This window comes from Amycolatopsis minnesotensis, from assembly GCF_039529815.1.
Taxonomy (GTDB): Bacteria; Actinomycetota; Actinomycetes; order Mycobacteriales; family Pseudonocardiaceae; genus Amycolatopsis; species Amycolatopsis minnesotensis.
On the sequence record NZ_BAAANN010000161.1, the window covers coordinates 1 to 514 of the forward strand.

Annotated in this window: 1 protein-coding gene; it reads right to left on the reverse strand. The window is 62.8% G+C overall.

Annotated features, from left to right (window positions below; genetic code table 11):
* Positions 1-40: 40 nt before the first annotated feature.
* On the reverse strand, positions 41-514 hold a 474-nt coding region (locus ABD256_RS44325; protein WP_344432428.1), incomplete at its 5' end, for a RimK family alpha-L-glutamate ligase.

A 514-nucleotide genomic window follows, 5' to 3' on the forward strand; every position in this document is an offset into this window, starting at 1 on the left:
CGATGCGTATGGCGGCTCGTGGCATTTTTGCAGGTCCGGTTCAGCCGCGCCCGCGGGTGCGGGTCTTGCCGGCTTTGGCATTCTTTTCCATGAATTCAATGACCTTGCCGGCAATGTCCTTGCCGGTGGCCCGCTCGATCCCCTCCAGACCGGGTGAAGAGTTAACCTCCATCACCACGGGGCCGTGATTGGAACGCAGAATATCCACGCCCGCCACGTTCAGCCCCATGATGCGGGCGGCCCGTACGGCAGTGGAACGCTCCTCGGGGGTGATGCGGATCACTTCGGCACTGCCGCCCCGGTGAATATTGGAGCGGAATTCCCCTTCCTTGGCCTGCCGCTTCATGGAGGCCACCACCTTGCCACCGATGACGAAGCAGCGAATATCGGCACCCCCGGCCTCCTTGATGAATTCCTGGACCAGAAAGTGGGCGTTCAGGCCTCGAAAGGCATCGATGACCGATTCGGCCGCCTTGCGGGTCTCGGCCAGCACCACGCCCACACCTTGGGTGCC